The organism is Pseudonocardia sp. ICBG601 (genome assembly GCF_020496245.1).
The window spans coordinates 1-2,058 of the sequence record NZ_JAHLJA010000206.1 but is presented as its reverse complement, the minus strand read 5'-3'; the positions used below and the strand labels follow the sequence as shown (position 1 = coordinate 2,058).

At 71.6% G+C, this 2,058-nt stretch carries 2 protein-coding genes; both read left to right on the top strand.

Features of this window, described 5'->3' with window-relative positions; all coding sequences use genetic code 11:
- The first annotated feature begins 244 nt into the window (after positions 1-244).
- A complete protein-coding gene (locus KPL57_RS73360; RefSeq protein WP_374203959.1) occupies positions 245-742 on the top strand; it encodes an NADH-quinone oxidoreductase subunit K in 498 nt (165 codons plus the stop codon).
- A 490-nt stretch (positions 743-1,232) separates the two neighbouring features.
- A partial coding sequence (locus tag KPL57_RS60405) for a proton-conducting transporter membrane subunit (RefSeq protein WP_264199967.1) occupies positions 1,233-2,058 on the top strand: 826 nt, incomplete at its 3' end.

Here is a 2,058-nt window from a genome sequence, read left to right as displayed (position 1 = left end):
CACCTTCGGCCCGTTCGGCTACCTCGACATCGTGAGCAGCCTGCTGCTCGACGTCGGCGTCTACCTGCTGATCATCGGTGGCGGTGCTCGACCTGCTGCGCTCGCTCGGGTCCGGCATCGCCCGCGACGCCCGCGAGGCGGGCGAGGACCTCCCCCGCGAGGTGGCCCGAGGTGAAACACCACCATCACCCTGAGCATGGCGCCGTGCTCGCGGTGCTGTACTCGGTCGGCTTTCTACCTGCTGATGCAGCGCTCGCTGATGCGCATCCTGATCGGCATCGTGGTGCTCGGGCACGGCGCGAACCTGCTGCTGCAGGTCTCCGGCGGACCGCCCGGCGCGCCCCGATCCTCGACGCGGTGCTGCCCCGAGCAGATCGCCGACCCGCTCCCGCAGGCGCTGGCGCTGACCGCCATCGTCATCACCTTCGCCCTGACCACGCTGCTGCTGGCGCTGGGCTACCGCTCCTGGGTGCTCGTCGGGCACGACGAGGTCAGGACGACGTGGAGGACCGCCGCAATCGCGACCGGCAGAAGCCCAAGGGCGCGATGGAGGAGGGCACCGCGGACGAGACCGACGCCGAGCCCGAGGACACCGCCGACTCCCACGAGCTCGAGGAGGGCGCAAGTGACCCCGCTGCAGGCCCTGGTCACGCTGCCGGTGCTGCTGCCCATGTGGGGCGCCGCGACCAGCGTCGTCGTCAGCCGCCCCGCGCCTCGGCCCAGCGGGTCATCGGCGTGGTGACCCTGGCGCTGGTGTGCGTCGTCGGCGCGGTGCTGCTGGTGGCCGCGGACACCTACGGGCCGTCGTCGCCGAGCTCGGCGGCTGGCCCGCCCCGATGGGCATCGTGCTCGTCGCCGACCGGATGTCGGCGCTTGCTGCTGCTCATCTCGTCGGTGGTGACGCTGGCGGTGCTGGTCTACGCGATCGACCAGCGGATCTCCGACTACGGCCGGGAGACCGCCAGCACCACTTTCCACCCGATCTTCCTGCTGCTGTCGACGGGTGTGTCGCTGGCCTACCTGACCGGCGACCTGTTCACCCTGTGCGTTCGCGTTCGAGATCATGCTGGCGTCGAGCTACGTGCTCATCACCCGGCGGACGTCGGCGTCGCGGATCCGGTCCGGCATGACCTACGTGATCGTGTCGCTGACCTCGTCGCTGCTGTTCCACCGCGGTCGGGCTCGTCTACGCCGCCACCGGCACGGTCAACCTGGCCGACCTCGCCGGGCGGATGGGCGCGCTGCCGGAGGGCCTGCGCGCGGTGCTCGCCCTGGTGCTCATCGTGGTGTTCGGCATCAAGGCGGCGATCGTGCCGCTGCACTTCTGGCTGCCCGACAGCTACCCGAACGCCCCCGCCCCGGTCACCGCGCTGTTCGCGGGCCTGCTCACCAAGGTCGGCATCTACGCGCTGCTGCGCACCCAGACGCTGGTGTTCCCGCAGGACAGCCCGTCGACGCTGCTGCTGGTGATCGCCGCGGTGACGATGGTGGTGGGCCCGCTGGGCGCCGTCGCGCAGGAGACGACCTCAACCGGTTGCTGTCGTTCCTGCTGGTCAGCCACATCGGGTCATGGTGTTCGGGCTCGCCCTTCACCCCCCGACGGCATCGCCGGGACCGGGCTCTACGTCGTCCACCACATCACGGTGCAGGCGACGCTGTTCCTGGTCAGCGGGCTCATCACCCGCCGGACCGGGACGGTGTCGATCTCCCAGATGGGTGGGCTGGCCCAGCAGGCGCCCCACCTGGCCGTGCTGTTCGCGATCCCCCGATCACCCTGGCCGGGCTGCCCCCGACCTCGGGGTTCGTCGCGAAGCTCGCCGCTGCTGCAGGCCGGTGCGGGCGCGGGCCTCGCCGGGGAGCTGGTCGCCGCCCGTCGTCGTGCTGGCGAGCCTGCTGACCCTCTACGCCGTGGCCCGGGTCTGGGTGCGGGTGTTCTGGGGCGCCCCAAGAGCCCCTCGCCGACGACGACCCGAACGACGAGCTCGTCGTCGGGACCGCACGCAGCGCCCGCGGCATGTACGTCGGCGCGTCCGCGCTGGTCGTGGTCAGCGTCGCGAT